Annotated in this window: 14 protein-coding genes; 4 read left to right on the top strand and 10 right to left on the bottom strand. The window is 51.5% G+C overall.

Annotated features, from left to right (window positions below):
- The first annotated feature begins 313 nt into the window (after positions 1-313).
- Positions 314-3133 carry a M16 family metallopeptidase gene (locus tag EJN92_RS13135; protein ID WP_126128243.1) on the top strand — a complete coding sequence of 940 codons (2820 nt, stop codon included), beginning with the start codon at positions 314-316 and terminating at the stop codon, positions 3131-3133.
- A 167-nt stretch (positions 3134-3300) separates the two neighbouring features.
- Here the strand turns inward: EJN92_RS13135 and EJN92_RS13130 are convergent, their stop codons facing one another.
- The 6 genes from EJN92_RS13130 to EJN92_RS13105 all read right to left on the bottom strand — a co-directional run bounded on the left by EJN92_RS13130 (position 3301) and on the right by EJN92_RS13105 (position 8955).
- Positions 3301-3717 carry a rhodanese-like domain-containing protein gene (locus tag EJN92_RS13130; protein ID WP_227869534.1) on the bottom strand — a complete coding sequence of 139 codons (417 nt, stop codon included), beginning with the start codon at positions 3715-3717 and terminating at the stop codon, positions 3301-3303.
- Between the two features lie 331 nt (positions 3718-4048).
- Positions 4049-4627 carry a 1,6-anhydro-N-acetylmuramyl-L-alanine amidase AmpD gene (ampD, locus tag EJN92_RS13125; protein ID WP_126129914.1) on the bottom strand — a complete coding sequence of 193 codons (579 nt, stop codon included), beginning with the start codon at positions 4625-4627 and terminating at the stop codon, positions 4049-4051.
- Positions 4617-6122 carry a sigma-54-dependent transcriptional regulator gene (locus EJN92_RS13120; RefSeq protein WP_227869533.1) on the bottom strand — a complete coding sequence of 502 codons (1506 nt, stop codon included), beginning with the start codon at positions 6120-6122 and terminating at the stop codon, positions 4617-4619. Before EJN92_RS13120 ends, ampD begins: the two co-directional genes overlap by 11 nt.
- Before the next feature lie 6 nt (positions 6123-6128).
- Positions 6129-7877 (bottom strand): two-component system sensor histidine kinase NtrB, encoded by a 1749-nt coding sequence (locus EJN92_RS13115; protein ID WP_126128242.1) that lies wholly within the window; start codon positions 7875-7877, stop codon positions 6129-6131.
- An 11-nt stretch (positions 7878-7888) separates the two neighbouring features.
- A complete protein-coding gene (locus EJN92_RS13110) occupies positions 7889-8149 on the bottom strand; it encodes a PP0621 family protein (protein WP_126128241.1) in 261 nt (86 codons plus the stop codon).
- Positions 8146-8955 (bottom strand): cytochrome C assembly family protein, encoded by an 810-nt coding sequence (locus EJN92_RS13105; RefSeq protein ID WP_126128240.1) that lies wholly within the window; start codon positions 8953-8955, stop codon positions 8146-8148. Before EJN92_RS13105 ends, EJN92_RS13110 begins: the two co-directional genes overlap by 4 nt.
- 296 nt (positions 8956-9251) lie before the next feature.
- Here EJN92_RS13105 and EJN92_RS13100 point away from each other — a divergent pair, with 296 nt between their 5' ends.
- From EJN92_RS13100 to EJN92_RS13090, 3 genes are all read left to right on the top strand, one after another.
- Positions 9252-12071, top strand: coding sequence for a valine--tRNA ligase (locus tag EJN92_RS13100; RefSeq protein WP_126128239.1), 2820 nt, complete (start codon positions 9252-9254; stop codon positions 12069-12071).
- A gap of 120 nt (positions 12072-12191) precedes the next feature.
- On the top strand, positions 12192-12647 hold the full coding sequence (locus EJN92_RS13095; RefSeq protein ID WP_126128238.1) for a DUF2147 domain-containing protein: 456 nt from the start codon (positions 12192-12194) through the stop codon (positions 12645-12647).
- Positions 12648-13080: 433 nt separating this feature from the next.
- Complete coding sequence (locus EJN92_RS13090) at positions 13081-13329, top strand: YdcH family protein (protein WP_126128237.1); 249 nt, start codon at positions 13081-13083, stop codon at positions 13327-13329.
- 86 nt (positions 13330-13415) lie between these two features.
- On the opposite strand, the gene EJN92_RS13085 is transcribed toward EJN92_RS13090, so the two are convergent.
- The 4 genes from EJN92_RS13085 to EJN92_RS13070 all read right to left on the bottom strand — a co-directional run bounded on the left by EJN92_RS13085 (position 13416) and on the right by EJN92_RS13070 (position 16956).
- Positions 13416-14216 carry a DUF3025 domain-containing protein gene (locus EJN92_RS13085; protein ID WP_126128236.1) on the bottom strand — a complete coding sequence of 267 codons (801 nt, stop codon included), beginning with the start codon at positions 14214-14216 and terminating at the stop codon, positions 13416-13418.
- Positions 14217-14223: 7 nt separating this feature from the next.
- Complete coding sequence (pyrC, locus tag EJN92_RS13080; protein ID WP_126128235.1) at positions 14224-15285, bottom strand: dihydroorotase; 1062 nt, start codon at positions 15283-15285, stop codon at positions 14224-14226.
- 213 nt (positions 15286-15498) lie between these two features.
- Positions 15499-16224, bottom strand: a complete 726-nt coding sequence (locus tag EJN92_RS13075) for an amino acid ABC transporter ATP-binding protein (RefSeq protein WP_126128234.1) — start codon at positions 16222-16224, stop codon at positions 15499-15501.
- 39 nt (positions 16225-16263) lie between these two features.
- Entirely contained in the window at positions 16264-16956 is a 693-nt protein-coding gene (locus EJN92_RS13070; RefSeq protein ID WP_126128233.1) for an amino acid ABC transporter permease, read from the bottom strand.
- Between the last annotated feature and the right edge of the window lie 2 nt (positions 16957-16958).

Genomic DNA, 16958 nt, shown 5'->3' with positions numbered 1-16958 from the left:
CGCATGGAATATGCGCATAGCGTTTTGAGAACTTCTAAAAACCTAAAAACAAAAACTTTTCTCGCCGCAGAGGCGCAGAGTACGCAGAGAAAACCTTGGTTTTTCCCTTTGCGTACTCTGCGCCTCTGCGGCAAAGCTTTGTCTTGTGAGCTGCTAGCATCGAGACTCTTGGGGTTTTAGAAGATCCCTTTTCGTTTTTGCTCAAATTAGGTTTTCCAGTGACAGTAATTCATAATTTAAAGTAAAAAGCAGATTGCCAAAGTTGGCGTTTTAGCATATTTTCCATGTTCGTTCCCATTTTAGGAAAAACTCCGTGAAATTGCTTACCGTACTCATGCTTAGCGCTGGCATCCTGTCTCCAGGATTGGCTTATTCTCAAATTCCAGCCGATGCTGCCCCTCCGCAATTGAGCAGAAGCGCGGCGCTGGCTGCACCAGTCAAAGTGACCACGGTGGAGGGCATTACCGAATATCGCCTGGCTAACGGCCTGCGCGTCATGTTATTTCCTGATCCTAGTAAAGCCAGTTTGACGACCAATATTATTTACATGGTCGGCTCGCGTCATGAAAATTATGGCGAAACCGGCATGGCGCATTTACTCGAACATCTGCTGTTTAAACCTAGTGCCAATTTTGGCGTAAAAAAAGGCACTAAGACGCCGGTCGAAGTGCTCAATGCCATAGGTGGGCAGTTCAACGGCACCACCTGGTATGACCGCACCAATTATTTTGCGACCTTCCCTGCCAATGACGACAACCTGCGTCAGATGCTGGCACTGGAAGCGGATCGCATGGTCAACGCAGCGATCGATCAAAACGACTTATGGAACACCAAGACCAATAAGGGCGAAATGACGGTGGTACGCAATGAGTTCGAAATGGGTGAAAGCGACCCTATCGCTGTCACCACAGAACGGATACAAGCGGTCGCCTACGACTGGCACAACTACGGCAAATCGACCATCGGTGCGCGCTCCGATATCGAGCAAGTGAATATCCCACGCTTGCGCGCTTTTTATAAAAATTTCTATCAGCCGGATAATGCCGCCCTGATGGTGGCGGGCCGTTTCGACGAAGCCAAAGTACTCAAGCAAGTCAATGAACTATTCGGCCGCATCCCTAAACCTAGCCGCGTGCTGCAACCAACTTACACTGCCGAACCGACTCAGGATGGCGAACGCGCTGTGACCGTAAGGCGTAGCGGCGGTACCCAATTCATAGGAGCCGGTTACCATGCGGCACCGTCTGGTCACCCAGATGCAGTGGCACTGTCACTGCTCAGCCGCATTTTGGTCGATGCTCCTAGTGGGCGTCTGCATAAAGCCCTGGTAGAAACCAAATTGGCGACGCGCCTGGAGCACGATCCGGTCAGCAATCTGGAGCCTGGTTATCGTATCTTCGGTGCGGTGGTGGCCAAAGAAGGCAATCTGGATCTGACCCAGGACGCCATGCTCAAGGTCTTAGAAAATCTGAAAACTCAGCCTATCACCGAGGCCGAAGTCGCACGCGCCAAACAGCAAATCAATAAGGGCATAGAACTGGCGATGGCCGATACCGCCAATTTGACGATCGCCTTGACCGAATCGATGGCAGCCGGCGATTGGCGTCTATTTTTCCTGCAGCGCGATCAGATGGAAAAAATGGATGCTGCCAGCGTGCAAGCGGCGGCCGTCAAGTATTTAAAACCATCGAATCGCACCCTCGGCCGCTTCATCCCTACCGACAACGCAGACCGCACCGAAGTGCCAGCCAAGACCGATGTGATGGCAGCACTCAAGGCTTATTCGGGGCGCGCAGCAGTAGCGCAGGGCGAGGCCTTCGATACCAGTCCTATGAATATAGAAACGCGCACGCAAAGGTTCACTCTACCAGGAGGTTTAAAGGCCGCACTCTTGCCTAAGAAAACCAAGGGCGCGACGGTCAGCGCCACCCTGCAATTACGCCTAGGCAGCGAAGACAGTCTGAAAGGAAAAGCCCAGATCGGTGAATTTGCCGCATCCATGCTCTTGAGCGGCACCGATAGACTGTCGCGCCAGGAAATTAAAGACAGCTTTGATCAACTCAAAGCGCAAGTGAGCATCAGCGGCAATGCTGAGGGTATTACCGCCAACATCACCAGCACCAAAGAAAATCTGCCGGCAGTGATCGATCTGCTCAGTGAAGTCTTGAAAAAATCGAACTTCCCTGCCAAAGAATTTCAGGAGCAGCAACTGGCGGCGATCAATCGTGCCGAACAAGAAATCCCAGAACCTGAGCCTTTGGCATCAAACGCCATGGCGCGTCTGATCGATGCTACACCGGCTGGTCACGTGCGTCACGTCGGCAGCTTGCAAGAGCAATTGGCCGAGACTAAGGCGGTCACGGTCGAGGCTGTCCGGGCCTTCCATACTGCCTTCTACGGCGCGAATAACGCAACATTTTCGGCGGTTGGCAATTTTGATGAGATCGCACTTAAGGCGCAATTAGCATCGCGTTTTGGCATGTGGAAATCGACGCAGGCCTACGTGCGGATCCCGCGCAGCATCAAGACCGTGGCTGGTGCCAAGATTGCGCTGGAAACCCCGGATAAGGCCAATAGCATGTTGCTGGCGGTGCAGCCTTTGACGATCAACGATAGTGCCTCAACCTATCCGGCACTGCTGATCGCCAACCACATGCTAGGTGGCGGTGCCTTGCGCAGCCGTCTGGCCGATAGAATCCGCCAGAAAGAAGGCTTGTCTTACGGTGTAGGCTCGCAACTCAATGTTCCCGCCTTAGATCCAGCAGGCATGTGGGTGGCCTACGCTATCAGTGCCCCGCAAAACACCGCAAAAGTAGAAGCGGCATTGCGCGAAGAAGTACAAAGAGCACTGAGCAGCGGATTTACCGAAGAAGAATTGCTGGACGCGAAAAAAGCCTGGAAACAATCGAATGAAGTCAACCGTACTTCCGATGCCAGCCTGGCGCAACGCTTAGCGAGCTATCTGAAGATCGACCGCAACATGTTGCATGATAATGAGTTAGAAGCCAAGGTTGCAGCGCTGAGTCTGGCGCAAGTCAACGACGCCTTACGTCAAAATCTGAAAGCGGTGAACATCTCGGTGATCAGCGCGGGGGATTTTGCAAAAGCGGCCAAGGATGGCGCGAGTAAATAACATGCGCTGGTTTAGCTAAACTTGGCGAAATTTAGCGAAGTTTAGCTTTAGCAGCTGCAGTGTCATGAATAAAAAAGCTGGATACGTCGCCGTATCCAGCTTTTTTTAATTTCTACAATTTTGCTTTGAGTGCGATCCAAATCAGATCAAGGTAAGCAAACCAGGCACTATTCTTTAGTCGATTTGGCAGCGCCCGTGATGACCGGCAATCCCGATTTTTGCCAGGAAATCATACCGCCTTCAACATTCGTCAAGGAAGTAAAACCAGCCACTTCCAGTAAGGCCTGCGCCGCTGCCGAGCGCCGCCCGGAGCGACAGATCAACACCACAGGACGGCTCTTATCCGGTCCCAGTTCCTGTAAGCGCTGCGGCAATTGCCCCAAGGGTATCAAGGTACTATTTGGCACATGCACCTCGGCATATTCATCGACCTCGCGCACATCAAGCAGTAAGGCGCCGCCATTTTGCAAGCTGGTCACCTGTAAAACATCTACCGATTTCGGGCTCGCCGCCGAGGCCGCATGGCTAAAGCCAACACTAAATAAGATCCCTAGCATGAGGGCATAAATTTTTTTTGATTTCATGTCAGCACCTTAATCAAAGAGACATTCTGCTGGCTATCCAAAGAACTAAGAGCAGCCAAGTAGCAAGAGCTTGCTCATGCTTAATACCAATATAGTAACGCAAGCAATACGACAGATGTGAAAAATGCACATTTGTCTATTTCAGCAGGGTGGTGAAGCTAGCATATGCTGATTTTAGAAGTCTCCAAAACCGAAGGCGCAATATCCATGCGGCTTCCAGACCGATTTGCTGCCAGCAGCCGCATAGAATATGCGCCTGCTGAATTAGAAATTGATGTGATTCAACACCCCACACTAGGCTGCCAAAGACAGAAAGCTAGCGACACACCGATTAGTCTTGCAACAGAGTTTGCAAATGCTGCCAGTCAAAACAAGGGCCGGGGTCGGTCTTTCTGCCTGGCGCGATCTCATTGTGACCAACGATGTGCTGTATCGCAAAGCGCTGCAGCAAAGCCCGGCACAGTGCGGCTAGAGTTTGATACTGCTGAGCCTCAAACGCGATCTCGTCACTACCTTCCAACTCTATGCCGATAGAAAAGTCGTTACAGCCACTGCGCCCCTCAAATGCAGATACACCGGCATGCCAGGCGCGCGCCAAAGTCGACACACATTGTAAAAGTGAGCCATCGCGCAAGATCAGGAAATGCGCAGACACCTTGAGTTCGCGCAAGTCATTAAAACTAGGATGGAGATCGCAGTTGAGGCGATTTAAAAACAAATCTTGGATATAGCCGCCGCCAAATTGCCCGGCTGGCAAACTAATATTGTGCAGTACGATCAGAGAAATCTCGCTCGCGGCTGGACGCACACCATAATTGGGCGAAGGCAGCTGAGTCGCCCCTGCACACCAGCCATCTTGATCGATAGCCCAGTGCGTGTTTTTTGGTGCGACGCCCTGCTTAGCCAGCATCATTGATTTTCAATTTTTGAATTTGATAACGCAATTGACGGAAACTCACCCCCAGCAACTCGGCCGCCTGAGTGCGGTTGTCATGGGTTTTGAGCAAAGCGCGGCGTATCAGTTCGCGCTCTATTTTCTCTAGATACTCAGGCAGACAACAAGGCAGTTCCGGTGCCGAAAATAGATTCTCTTCTTCAAGCGCGACCAGGTCCGCCATCAAAGGTGGAGGCTGCGCCAATATCTGGGTGAAATCTGCTACTTCGCTAGCCTCAAGCTTCGCAGTCTCGTTGAGCCGGGCGGTTTTACTGCTGCCACTATTGCGGCCATTATTGCGTAAGGCCAGATCAGTCACTTCTATACTGCCATCGTTGGCGAAGGCCACCGCGCGCTCAAGGATATTCTCTAGTTCACGCACATTGCCGGGAAAATCGTATTCACTCAAAGCTTGTAAGGCCGAGGCTTGCAAACTGACCGGATACTCGGTACTGCCTAAACGCTGCAGTATCGCATCGGACAATACCGCGATATCCCCCAAGCGTTCACGCAGAGGTGGCAGATGCAATTCGATGACGTTTAAGCGGTAATACAAATCCTGGCGGAATTTACCGGCGCTGACGCAGGCTTCCAGATTTTGATGGGTGGCGCTAATGATGCGCACATCGACCGGCTCTTCGACGGTCGCGCCCACTTTGCGTACGCGCCGCTCTTGTATCGCGCGCAGTAACTTCACTTGCATCGCCAAGGGCAAATCAGCGACTTCATCGAGCATTAAAGTACCGCCACTGGCCGCCTGAAAAAAACCATCTCTATCGTCGCTCGCCCCGGTGAAAGCACCTTTACGATAACCAAAAAATTCGGCCTCCATCAAGGCCTCGGGGATCGCGCCGCAATTGACTGCGATAAACGCCTTGCCCAGACGTACGCTATTGGCATGAATCTCACGCGCCGCCAATTCTTTACCGCTACCGGATTCGCCGGTAATGATCACCGGCGCCATGCTGCGCGCCAAACGCGCGATCTGGGAGCGCACATCCTGCATGGCTGCCGACTGCCCTATCAGGCAAGACGGGCTCAGTGCATCAGGGGCTTGCGCTTCTTTAGAAATTGCGACTGGCACCTGATTCATCTGCAGCGCGGAGCGGACTAATTTACGCAATTGGTCTAAGGCGACGGGCTTGGAGACATAATCAAAAGCACCAGCTTTAAGCGCCACCACCGCATTGTCGGCACTGCCGAAGGCGGTAATCACGGCGATAGGCGTGTTTTTATACAGGCTACCGACTTCTTCTACCAACTCCATACCGGAGCCATCCGGCAAACGCATATCGGTCAATACCAGGGCGTAGCTGGTCTTCGCCAAATAGCTACGCGCCACCGCCAAGGACTCGGCACTGTCGACGTCCAAGCCCATTTTGATCAGGGTGATTTCTAATAATTCACGCAAATGCGCTTCGTCGTCCACGACTAAAACGCGCATCTGGCTTGAGATTTCGGTAGTACTCATAGGCGTTTATAGTCGATCTGGTAGAGAAAAGTTAATCACGAAACGTCCGGTTGATGCCCCTTCGCCCTTATGCATTTCATCCTGACGATACTCATAATCAAGCAGGGCATGGTTATTCAAACATAATTCGCGCGCCATATACAGGCCTAAACCGGTGCCCTTACTCGAAGTTGTATAAAACGGCTCGAATAAATGTGACCTGACGTCAGAAGAAATCCCCGGGCCATCATCGAGTATATGCAATTCCAGTCGGTTACCGGCACCGAGTTTGGGATACAGGCGAATACTGCCAGGCTCACCACTGGCATAGCGTACCGCATTCGAGAGTAAATTAAGCACCACCTCACGCAAATGCAGGGGGTCAAACACCACAGAAAAATTCATGCCCTCCTCTATGCTAATCAAGTTTTCCGGCAAGGATAAAGTCTCGATAAAGTCATGCACCATGGCGGCAATCTCAGGCATCAGCGGAAATGGACGTATATCGGTCTGCGCCTTGCGTGACAATTTCAAAATATCTTCTATCAGTTGATTCAAGCGTGCCACATTATCATCAACAATTTTCAAGAGACGTTTGCTTTGCACTTCGTTGTTGATATCTTCGTTGAGCAGTGAGGCTGCGTAAGAAATCGACGACAAAGGGTTCCTGACTTCATGCGCAATACTGGCCGTCAGACGTCCCATAGACGCCAGTTTCAATTGCTGCGCCTGATTCTCTATGTCGGATACATTTTGCATAAAAATGATGGTGTAGGCAGCCTTTCCTTGTTTGACTTCGGTCAACTCGGCATGATCGACCATCACAAAACGCAATTTTAAATGCGTCACAAAGTCGGGCCGCTCGGCGCGGCGCTGGGTATCGCGCGACATGGTTTCATTGTGCCGATTATCCAATTGGCGTATCGAGACGAAAGAGGCATCTTCATTCATCAACCACATGGTGGTATGCGAACTATAGCTACGCTGGCGCCTTGCCGCCAGTGCTTCGGCAATCGGCGATAAGGCGGGAATATTACCTAATTTTGCGTCCGCAATTTTCATGCTGGAGGCCAAATCGCCACCTAGCATGTGCTCTGCAGCGGGGTTAATTTCTAGCAAGCGCTCATATTGATCAAGCACCAAAATACCATCACGCATATCGGCAATCACGACCCGATTAATCGCCTGTTGCACCGCCAACTCATTGCCACGCCGTATCGCCAAATCTTCTTGCCGTATCAAATTTCCGGCCAGGCGATTAAGCACGTAGACCACAGAAAAGTAGGCCACGCCATACAGACCGGCCTGAGAAATCGGCATACCATCATCTAATTGCAGGACATGATAAACACCATCCATCAACAAAAACAGTGTCACTGCAGCGGCAAAAAACAGAGCCCAAATTAAGGGACCCAAAATACCGATACCCGCCAGTGGAAACAGAAACAGAATGGCAAAACCGCCCTTGCTGCCGCCCGAGGCCAGATACATCACTGAAATAATCAGGATGTCTAAAATAATTTGAGAGGTTAACTGGAGTAAAAATCGCTTACGGTAATTGGCCTTGATGAGCACGAAGGCAATTGCGATGAGCAAATAGGCGATCGCCGCTAACCGAAACCAAAAATGCTCAACGTACCAAAACTCTTTACCGGTCTTGAGGCTGAGGAAGCTCAAGAGCGAAGTTGCAACCACAACCCGGGAAATGTTTAAAGTTTGCAGCGAGCGCCAGAAGGTGCTGCTAGTCGAGAGAGAATCGGGCGAAATAGTAGCCATTGACTAGAAATTTACGACTGCTCTGCATGCGCAGCGCAACAATAGCTTTTATTCTCTTTAAAAACCGCCTCCGAGGCTGGAAAATACAGCTGGCAACGCTCACAACAGACCATGCTTTCCGCACTGCCAGTGGAGGTGGCGGCAGCACCCGCCTCTGCCTGCGATGCCGCAGATGCTTGAGATGGCTGGTCCGGCCGCGCCAGATTTTGCGCTTTCTTACGCACAGCGAACAGCACCAACACGCCCAAGGCCAACCACATCAAAAATCTCATGCCAAACTCCGGTGCAATAAAACCTCTAAAACAAAACGACTACCAACGTAAGCCATCAACAAGGTCAGAAAACCGCCCAAGGTAAAACTCAGCACGGTCTTACCGCGCCAACCGCGCCATTGGCGACCTGCCAGCAAGATGCCAAACAAAGCCCAAGACAAGAGCGAAAGCAAAGTTTTATGATCCCATTTAAACGCCACACCTAAGACCTGCTCAGAAAAGACCACACCGGAAAATACCGTCAGCGTCAATAAAATGAAACCGATAAAAACCAGGCGAAACAGAATTTTTTCCATAGTCATCAAGGCGGGCAGACGTTCGATGGCCGTATTTAACCAATGCTGGGCTTGATTGCCGCGTAATTTATGCAGATGTGCATCCTGTAAAACCATCACCAACGCATGAAAAGCAGCGATAGTGAGGGTGCTGTAAGCCAGCAAGGCTACTGCAATATGCCAGGGAAACATGGAGGTTTTACCGGCCAAAGTAATCAGATTTCCAGGAAAAAATACCGGTAACACTGCCATCACCGCAGCAACCGGCAGCAGCAAGACCTTCAGGCCATCCAGCGAAAAATTTTGATTTTCCAGCCAATACACCAGTACCGACACCCACATGGCCGCCGACAACATGACAGCGAAGCCGACCCGTAAGCCATCGTCAAAAAACACCGTAAACCACAAAGCACAGCCATGCATTAACCAGGCGAGTGCGCTCAAGCCCGAATTTAAAACACGGCGCGGCCCTGAAATCAGGGCGCAGGCGACATACATTGCTGCCGCCAGAAAGGATAAATAAATTAGCATCGGCTAAGTTTACACCATGTCAGGTAAAAAAATATTGCTTCGCACGATAGAAAAAAGTGCAGTAAGCCCGCTTAGATCAAGGCTAGCTCAGCCATAGTTGCAACTATAGCATTTTTCAAACTTAAAATCATTTGCGCGAGTGCACTCACGAAGTCAGAACTGGGAAATATGAGGTATAGACTCAGCAAGTTCTTCAAGGATTTATTCTCGACAGCGGTTTTTATCTCGGTTTCTAGCAGTGCTAAGCCTAGTGTCATTTATAATCAATGCTTTAGCACACTAACCAGCAAAAAATCATGGAATTAGCCAAGTCTTTTGAGCCAGCCGATATTGAAGCGTACTGGCGTAATGAATGGGAACAACGCGGTTACTTTACCGCCAGCATGGACGAGGCCAAGCCCTCTTTCAGCATACAGTTGCCACCACCGAACGTTACCGGCACCCTGCACATGGGGCATGCGTTTAACCAAACCATCATGGATGGACTGACCCGTTACTACCGCATGCGCGGCCACAATACGGCATGGATACCAGGCACGGATCACGCCGGTATCGCGACCCAGATCGTGGTTGAGCGGCAACTCGATGCACAAAAAATTTCTCGCCATGACCTTGGCCGCGAAAAATTCCTGGAAAAAGTCTGGGAGTGGAAAGAAAAATCCGGCTCTACCATTACTGGCCAAATGCGCCGTATGGGTGCCTCCACTGACTGGAAGCGCGAATACTTCACGATGGATGCGCCGCGCTCAAAAAGCGTGACGGAAGTGTTTGTACGCCTGGTTGAACAGGGTTTAATTTATCGCGGCAAGCGTCTGGTTAACTGGGATCCGGTACTCGGTACCGCGGTCTCCGATCTGGAAGTGGTGTCAGTCGAAGAAGACGGCTCCATGTGGCATATCCGTTATCCGTTTGCCGATGGTAGCGGCCATTTGACGGTCGCTACCACCCGTCCGGAAACCTTACTGGGCGACGTCGCGGTGGCGGTAGATCCGACGGATGAGCGTTATACTCATCTGGTCGGCAAGATGCTGAAACTGCCGCTGACCGATAGAGAAATTCCTATCATTGCCGATGAATACGTAGACAAGGAATTCGGCACTGGTTGCGTCAAGATCACGCCTGCGCATGATCTCAACGATTACGCAGTTGGCCAAAGACATAAACTGGCACTGATCTGCATCATGACACTCGATGCCAAGATCAATGAAAACGCGCCGGCAGCCTACCAAGGCATGGACAGATTCGTGGCCCGTAAGCAAATGGTGGCCGATCTGGATGCGCAAGGCCTGCTCGAATCCGTCAAACCGCACAAATTGATGGTGCCACGCGGCGACCGTACCAATGTGATTATCGAACCTATGCTCACTGACCAGTGGTTTATGGCGATGAGCAAACCGGCCCCGGAAGGCACGCACTTTCCAGGCAAATCTATCGCTGAAGTGGCGCTGGAAAAAGTCGCGAACGGTGAAGTCAAATTCGTACCAGAAAACTGGAGCACCACTTACAACCAGTGGCTGAATAATATTCAGGATTGGTGTATCTCGCGTCAACTCTGGTGGGGTCATCAGATTCCGGCATGGTATGGCGATAATGGCGAAACCTTCGTCGGCCGCGATGAAAATGAAGCCAAAGCCAAAGCCGTGGCGGCTGGCTACACTGGCGCCTTAAAGCGCGACGAAGACGTGCTCGACACCTGGTTCTCCTCGGCCCTGGTACCGTTTTCGACCATGGGCTGGCCGGAACAGACCGCGGACATGAAGCTGTTCATGCCGTCTTCGGTCTTGGTTACAGGCTTTGACATTATCTTCTTCTGGGTGGCACGCATGGTCATGATGACCGCGCATTTCACCGGCAAGGTACCGTTCCACACCGTGTATGTGCATGGTCTGGTGCGCGACTCCAGCGGTCAGAAGATGTCTAAATCCAAGGGCAATACGCTCGATCCTATCGATCTGATCGATGGTATCAGCGTTGATGAACTCGCCGCCAAGCGCACCCTAGGTCTGATGAACCCTAAGCAGGCCGCCAGCATAGAAAAGGCCACCCGCAAAGAGTTCGCCGATGGTATCCCCGCCTATGGTACCGATGCCTTGCGCTTCACCATGGCGAGCTACGCTTCACTGGGTCGTAACATCAACTTCGATCTGGGACGTTGCGAAGGCTATCGCAATTTCTGCAATAAACTCTGGAATGCGACCCGCTTCGTCCTGATGAATACCGAAGGCAAGGATTGCGGTTTCACATCTGGCGACGCCGATCTGGATTACTCACAAGCCGATAAGTGGATCATCTCTACCCTGCAACGCACAGAGATGGAGCTGGAAAAAGGCTTTAGCGACTACCGCTTCGATAATATTGCCTCCGCCATTTACAAATTTGTCTGGGATGAATATTGCGACTGGTATCTGGAAGTGGCCAAGGTACAGATGCAGCACGGCACAGAAGCACAGCAACGCGCCACCCGCCGCACGCTGTTGCGCGTACTCGAAGTGACTTTGCGCATGGCGCATCCAGTGATCCCGTTTGTCACCGAAGCATTGTGGCAAACCGTCGCTCCCTTGGCAGGCAAGACGCTCAATCCGGCGGGCGACTCTATCATGATGCAGGCCTATCCGATTGCCAATCCTGACAATCTAGATAGCGCTGCCGAAGAATGGATGACTGGCCTCAAAACCATGACCGATGCCTGCCGTAATTTGCGCGGTGAAATGCAACTCTCGCCGGCGGTACGCGTGCCACTGTTATTGCAAGCCGCCAATCTTGAGGACAAAGCGCGTCTGCAATCTTTCGCCCCTTATCTGCAAGCACTGGCCAAGCTATCCGAAGTGCAACTGGTCGATGCCTTGCCCGATTCACCGGCGCCGGTATCCATCGTTGGCGCAAGCAAGCTGATGCTGCAGGTAGAGATAGACGTCGCTGCCGAACGCGAACGGATGTCGAAAGAAATCGCCAGACTGGACGCAGAAATTGCCAAGGCGCAAGCCAAACTGGGCAATGAAAGCTTCGTCGCTCGTGCCCCTGCGCAAGTGGTTGCGCAAGAGCAAGAGCGGATGGCTAATTTCTCTGCTACTTTAGAGAAACTACGCGAACAATTTGCCAAGCTGCCTGACGCCTAAGATGCTAAGTGTTGTTTAATTTATCAATTAAAGTAGATGCTCTAATATTTGTGTGCGTGGCGAAAACTGCCGCCACGTACAATCATTTAAGAAGTTTAAAACTTAAATAATGGAGACCTCATGAAAAAATTAACTAGCATTAGCGCCTTACTCGCAGTTCTTTTATCCATCTCTATCAGCCCATTGGTAGCGGCGCAAGAAGGCCCTACCGGTCTGTGGAAAAGCATAGACGACAAAACCGGCAAGCCGAAATCCTTGATACGCATCACCGAAGTGGGTGGCGAACTGACGGGCAAGATAGAAAAACTGTTCCGCGATCCGGACACCGATCAAAATCCTAAGTGCGATAAATGCGAAGGCACGAATAAAGCCCAACCTATACTCGGCATGACGATATTGACAGGTCTGAAAAAAGACGGTGATGAATACAATGGCGGCAAAATTCTGGATCCGGAAAACGGCAAACTCTACAGCAGCAAATTGAGCGTGACCGACAACAACAAAAAACTCAATGTGCGCGGTTATATAGGCATGGCCTTCATAGGTCGCAGCCAAGTCTGGATACGCGAGCAATAAGCACGCACTGAGCAAGCGCTGAGTAAGCGCTAACAGCACACACAAACGGGAGCCTAGGTTCCCGTTTTCTTTTGGCGCCCCAGTCAGCGTAATGCTGTTCAGTTAAGCTCCAATCCGTCTAGACGTCATCCCTGCGTAGGCAGGGATCCAGTGTCTTTAGGCTTTTACGCCGCTAGATTCCCGCCTTCGCGGGAATAACGATACATAGAACAAAGTTTAACTGAACGATATTACCTAACCCAGCGCGCATATTCCATGCGCCTTTACTAGGCACCTGGCCTGTAGGCCGCGCCGGATATGCGCCTTGGCGCTGCCTCAATTTTGCCCCGTTCATCACATGTGCCTGAGCTTGATCTAGATCAGTATCAAGAAAATTGAAGCTCTTAGGATAGGAATCAGAAAGACACTTTCTTAATCCCCAACAGGAGCCAGCATGCAAGTAGAACATCATCCATTGTCCGTAGAATTTCCTGAATACAAAGACGCAATCCACGCATTAAAACTAGGTAATGCGCATTTCTCTAAGCTGTTTGAGGAATATCACGATACCGACAAGGCGATTAACCGCGCTGAAAATGGCGTAGAACATCTGGCCGACGCAGCGCTAGATAGCCTGAAAAAAATACGCATCGCTTTAAAAGATCAGTTATTTCAAATACTGCAAAGCACAGCCAGCGCTTAAACTTAGTAAGCAGCGAGTATGCAAACGGACAGCAAGCTGTCCGTTTTTTATTGGTGCATCTTATTCCTATTATTTCTCTTGCTTACTTACCTACTACGCTTAGCCCTAAACACGCTGGTGTCGGCGTAAAACGCGGCGTCCTGGGTTGGCCACCAGCCTGGTATGCCTAGTACTGGCAAGGGGGTGTAGTCGGCGGTGCTGAGGTCGTGGGTCAGCAGTTTTTCTGCGATTTGATGGTCCAGCCATGCCCTCTTAGCATCCCACTCCAGAGTGAAAAAAGGAGCGTCAGCCCAGACTACCCAGGTGTGGGCGGTGATCGCCTTGTAGGGTTTGACCAATTTTTCCATCAGGGCGTGACCGAAACCCCAGACTTCTGCCTTGCTGCCAAACAGCTCGGCTTGTGCTACGAAGGCGGCTTGCCATTGATGCTGACGGAGATTTTCTAACAGGCTACGCCCTTCTTCACTGTCTTCGAGCACCAAAATCGCAGCGTTTTCGTCAAAGATGGTGGCGGCGTCGCGCGCCGGGCCGCGTGATTTACCTATGCCTAGCGTGGCGATCTGGGCCGACTGCAAGGCATTGAGTTGACGTTTAATTTTTGGGAAAGTCAGCCACACCAGCGCGTTAAAAAAATCATGCAAATTCTCACGCGTAGGCACTTTGCCAGTGGCGCTGATATGCGCTTCGTAGGCTGAGCCTTCGGGCAGTTCTTCCTGCGGTATGAATTGCAAAGGCAGGCCGCTATGATTCTGCAAATGCATCTGGCTGGCGCACTGGTTCAGATGGGCGCGCCAGTCATCGGCGGCGATCAGACTGGCGGCCTGCGGCCCTACCGCGGCGTACCAGGCTTGCGGCCAGTCTATGCCGTCATAAAAACGCATTGTCATGCTGCGCCTAGGCCGCCAGCATTTTCCAGCCTATCGTTTCGCCGCTATTCAGGGGCACCACGACGCTATCGACAAACGGCAACTCGGCAGGCAAAGTCCAGCTCTCGCGCTTGAGCCTGATGTGGCCGGTATTGCGGGGCAGATTGTAGAAGTCTGGTCCATTAAAGCTGGCGAAGGCTTCGAGCTTATCTAAGGCACCGGCCTGATCGAAGGCTTGCGTGTACAACTCCATCGCATGCAAGGCGGTGTAGCAACCGGCGCAACCACAGGCGTTTTCTTTGACGCCCTTAGCATGCGGGGCAGAATCGGTACCGAGGAAGAAACGCGGATTACCCGAAGTGGCGGCCTGCAGCAGAGCTAAGCGATGCGATTCACGCTTCAAGACCGGCAGACAGTAGTAATGCGGACGTATCCCGCCCTTAAAAATCTCATTGCGGTTGTACAGTAAATGATGGGCGGTAATGGTGGCGGCGATAGGGCCACTGGCGTCGCGCACATAGGCGGCTGCGTCGCTGGTGGTGATGTGTTCAAACACCACTTTAAGTTCAGGCATGTCGTGGCGCAGCGGTTGCAATACACGCTCGATGAACACCGCTTCGCGGTCAAACAGATCGATCTCAGGGTCAGTCACTTCGCCATGCACCAGAAATGGCAGGCCGACTTCCTGCATCACTTCCAGGGTCTTGTAGCACAGGCGCAGATCGGTCACGCCGGCGTCTGAGTTGGTGGTGGCACCGGCCGGATACAGTTTCACTGCATGGACAAAGCCACTGTCTTTAGCGCGACGAATTTCATCCGGATCAGTGTTATTGGTCAGGTACAAAGTCATCAGAGGCTCGAAACTCATGCCCGCTGGCAGAGCTGCCAAAATACGTTCGCGGTAAGCAGCGGCTTGCGCGGTGGTGGTGACTGGCGGCTTCAGATTCGGCATCACGATGGCGCGCGCGAACTGGGCAGCGGTATGCGGCAACACGCTGGCTAGCGCTGCGCCATCGCGTAAATGCAGGTGCCAGTCGTCGGGGCGGGTGATTTGGATTTCTTGAACGGAGGATGGGGCAGAAGTTGTCATGGCAGCTCGCTATTACAGAATGCCAGCATTTTACCTTTTCTCACTAGCTAAGCGCTGAAATACCTATACTCCTACTGGGTATAATTTTACCGCGCATATTCTATGCGGGCAAGAGACTATATTTATTAAATTTATAGGGGAGTATATTTAAAAGTAGATAAAAAAACGCCAAGCAAAAATCACTTGGCGTTGAATTTATTCTAGCGACAAAACTTAGTGAATGATCTTGGCTAGGAAATCACGTGCGCGCTCAGAGCGGGCTGCGGTGAAGAACTCATCCTTGGCGCAGTCTTCTACGATCAAGCCTCTATCCATGAAGACGATGCGGTTTGCCACTTTTTTGGCGAAACCCATCTCATGCGTGACCACCATCATGGTCATGCCTTCTTGTGCCAGGCCAACCATGACGTCCAAGACTTCATTGATCATCTCTGGATCGAGCGCGGAAGTCGGCTCATCGAACAGCATGGCAATCGGGTCCATCGACAAAGCACGCGCAATCGCCACGCGCTGCTGCTGACCGCCTGAGAGTTGACCTGGGAATTTATCCTTGTGCGCCAGCAGACCGACGCGGTCTAGATATTTCAGGCCGCGCTCGGTGGCTTCGTCTTCACTACGCCCCAATACTTTGACTTGAGCGATGGTCAGATTCTCACGTATCGATAGATGCGGAAACAATTCAAAGTTCTGAAACACCATGCCGATGCGGGCGCGCAGTTTAGACAGATTGGTCTTAGGGTCGCCGACCGAAACACCATCGACGATGATCTCGCCTTTTTGGAAAGGCTCGAGACCATTGACCGTTTTAATCAAGGTCGATTTGCCGGAACCGGAAGGGCCGCACACCACCACCACTTCGCCCTTGCTGACCTGGGTAGTGCAATCGGTCAGCACTTGAAATTGACCATACCATTTACTGACGTTATTGAGTTTTATCATCATTTGCTCCAAATTTTTTACAAGTTTTTCAAGGGTCGCTTAGCGTATGATCGCTACTTTTTTCTGTATCTTGGTCACCAGTTTCGACAAAGCAAAACACATGATGAAATAGACCAGGGCGACGAAGGAATACATCTCTACCAAACGGCCATCACGTTGTGCAACCTTGGATGCGGCACCGACGAAATCGGTAATCGACAACACATACACCAGCGACACGTCTTGAAACAAGACGATGGTTTGGGTCAGCAAGACCGGGATCATATTGCGAAACGCCTGTGGCAGTACGATGTGCGCCATGGTTTGCCAATAGCTCATGCCCATCGCATAACCGGCCCAGATCTGGCCGCGCGGTATCGACTGGATACCCGAACGCATAATCTCGCAATAGTAAGCAGCTTCAAACATCACGAAGGTGATCAGGCAAGATGAAAAGGCGCCCACTTGCACCGGCGTATCCGAACCTATGACCCAGGCACCGATATACGGCATCAGAAAGTAGAACCAGAAAATCACCATCACCAGCGGAATCGAGCGCATGATGTTGACATAGGTAGTAGCGGCGAAAGCGATTGCCTTACTGCTAGACAAACGCATCATCGCCAGCATGGTGCCGAGTACGGTACCGCCCACCATGGCAAACAAGGTCAACTTCAGGGTGAACACCATACCGGTGGTAAACAGGTAGACCCAGGAACGTTGAATGACATCAAAATCGAAATTAGCAAACATAC

This window comes from Undibacterium parvum, assembly GCF_003955735.1.
In the GTDB taxonomy this organism is placed as follows: domain Bacteria; phylum Pseudomonadota; class Gammaproteobacteria; order Burkholderiales; family Burkholderiaceae_D; genus Undibacterium; species Undibacterium parvum.
This window is presented reverse-complemented; position numbering and strand designations above follow the sequence as displayed.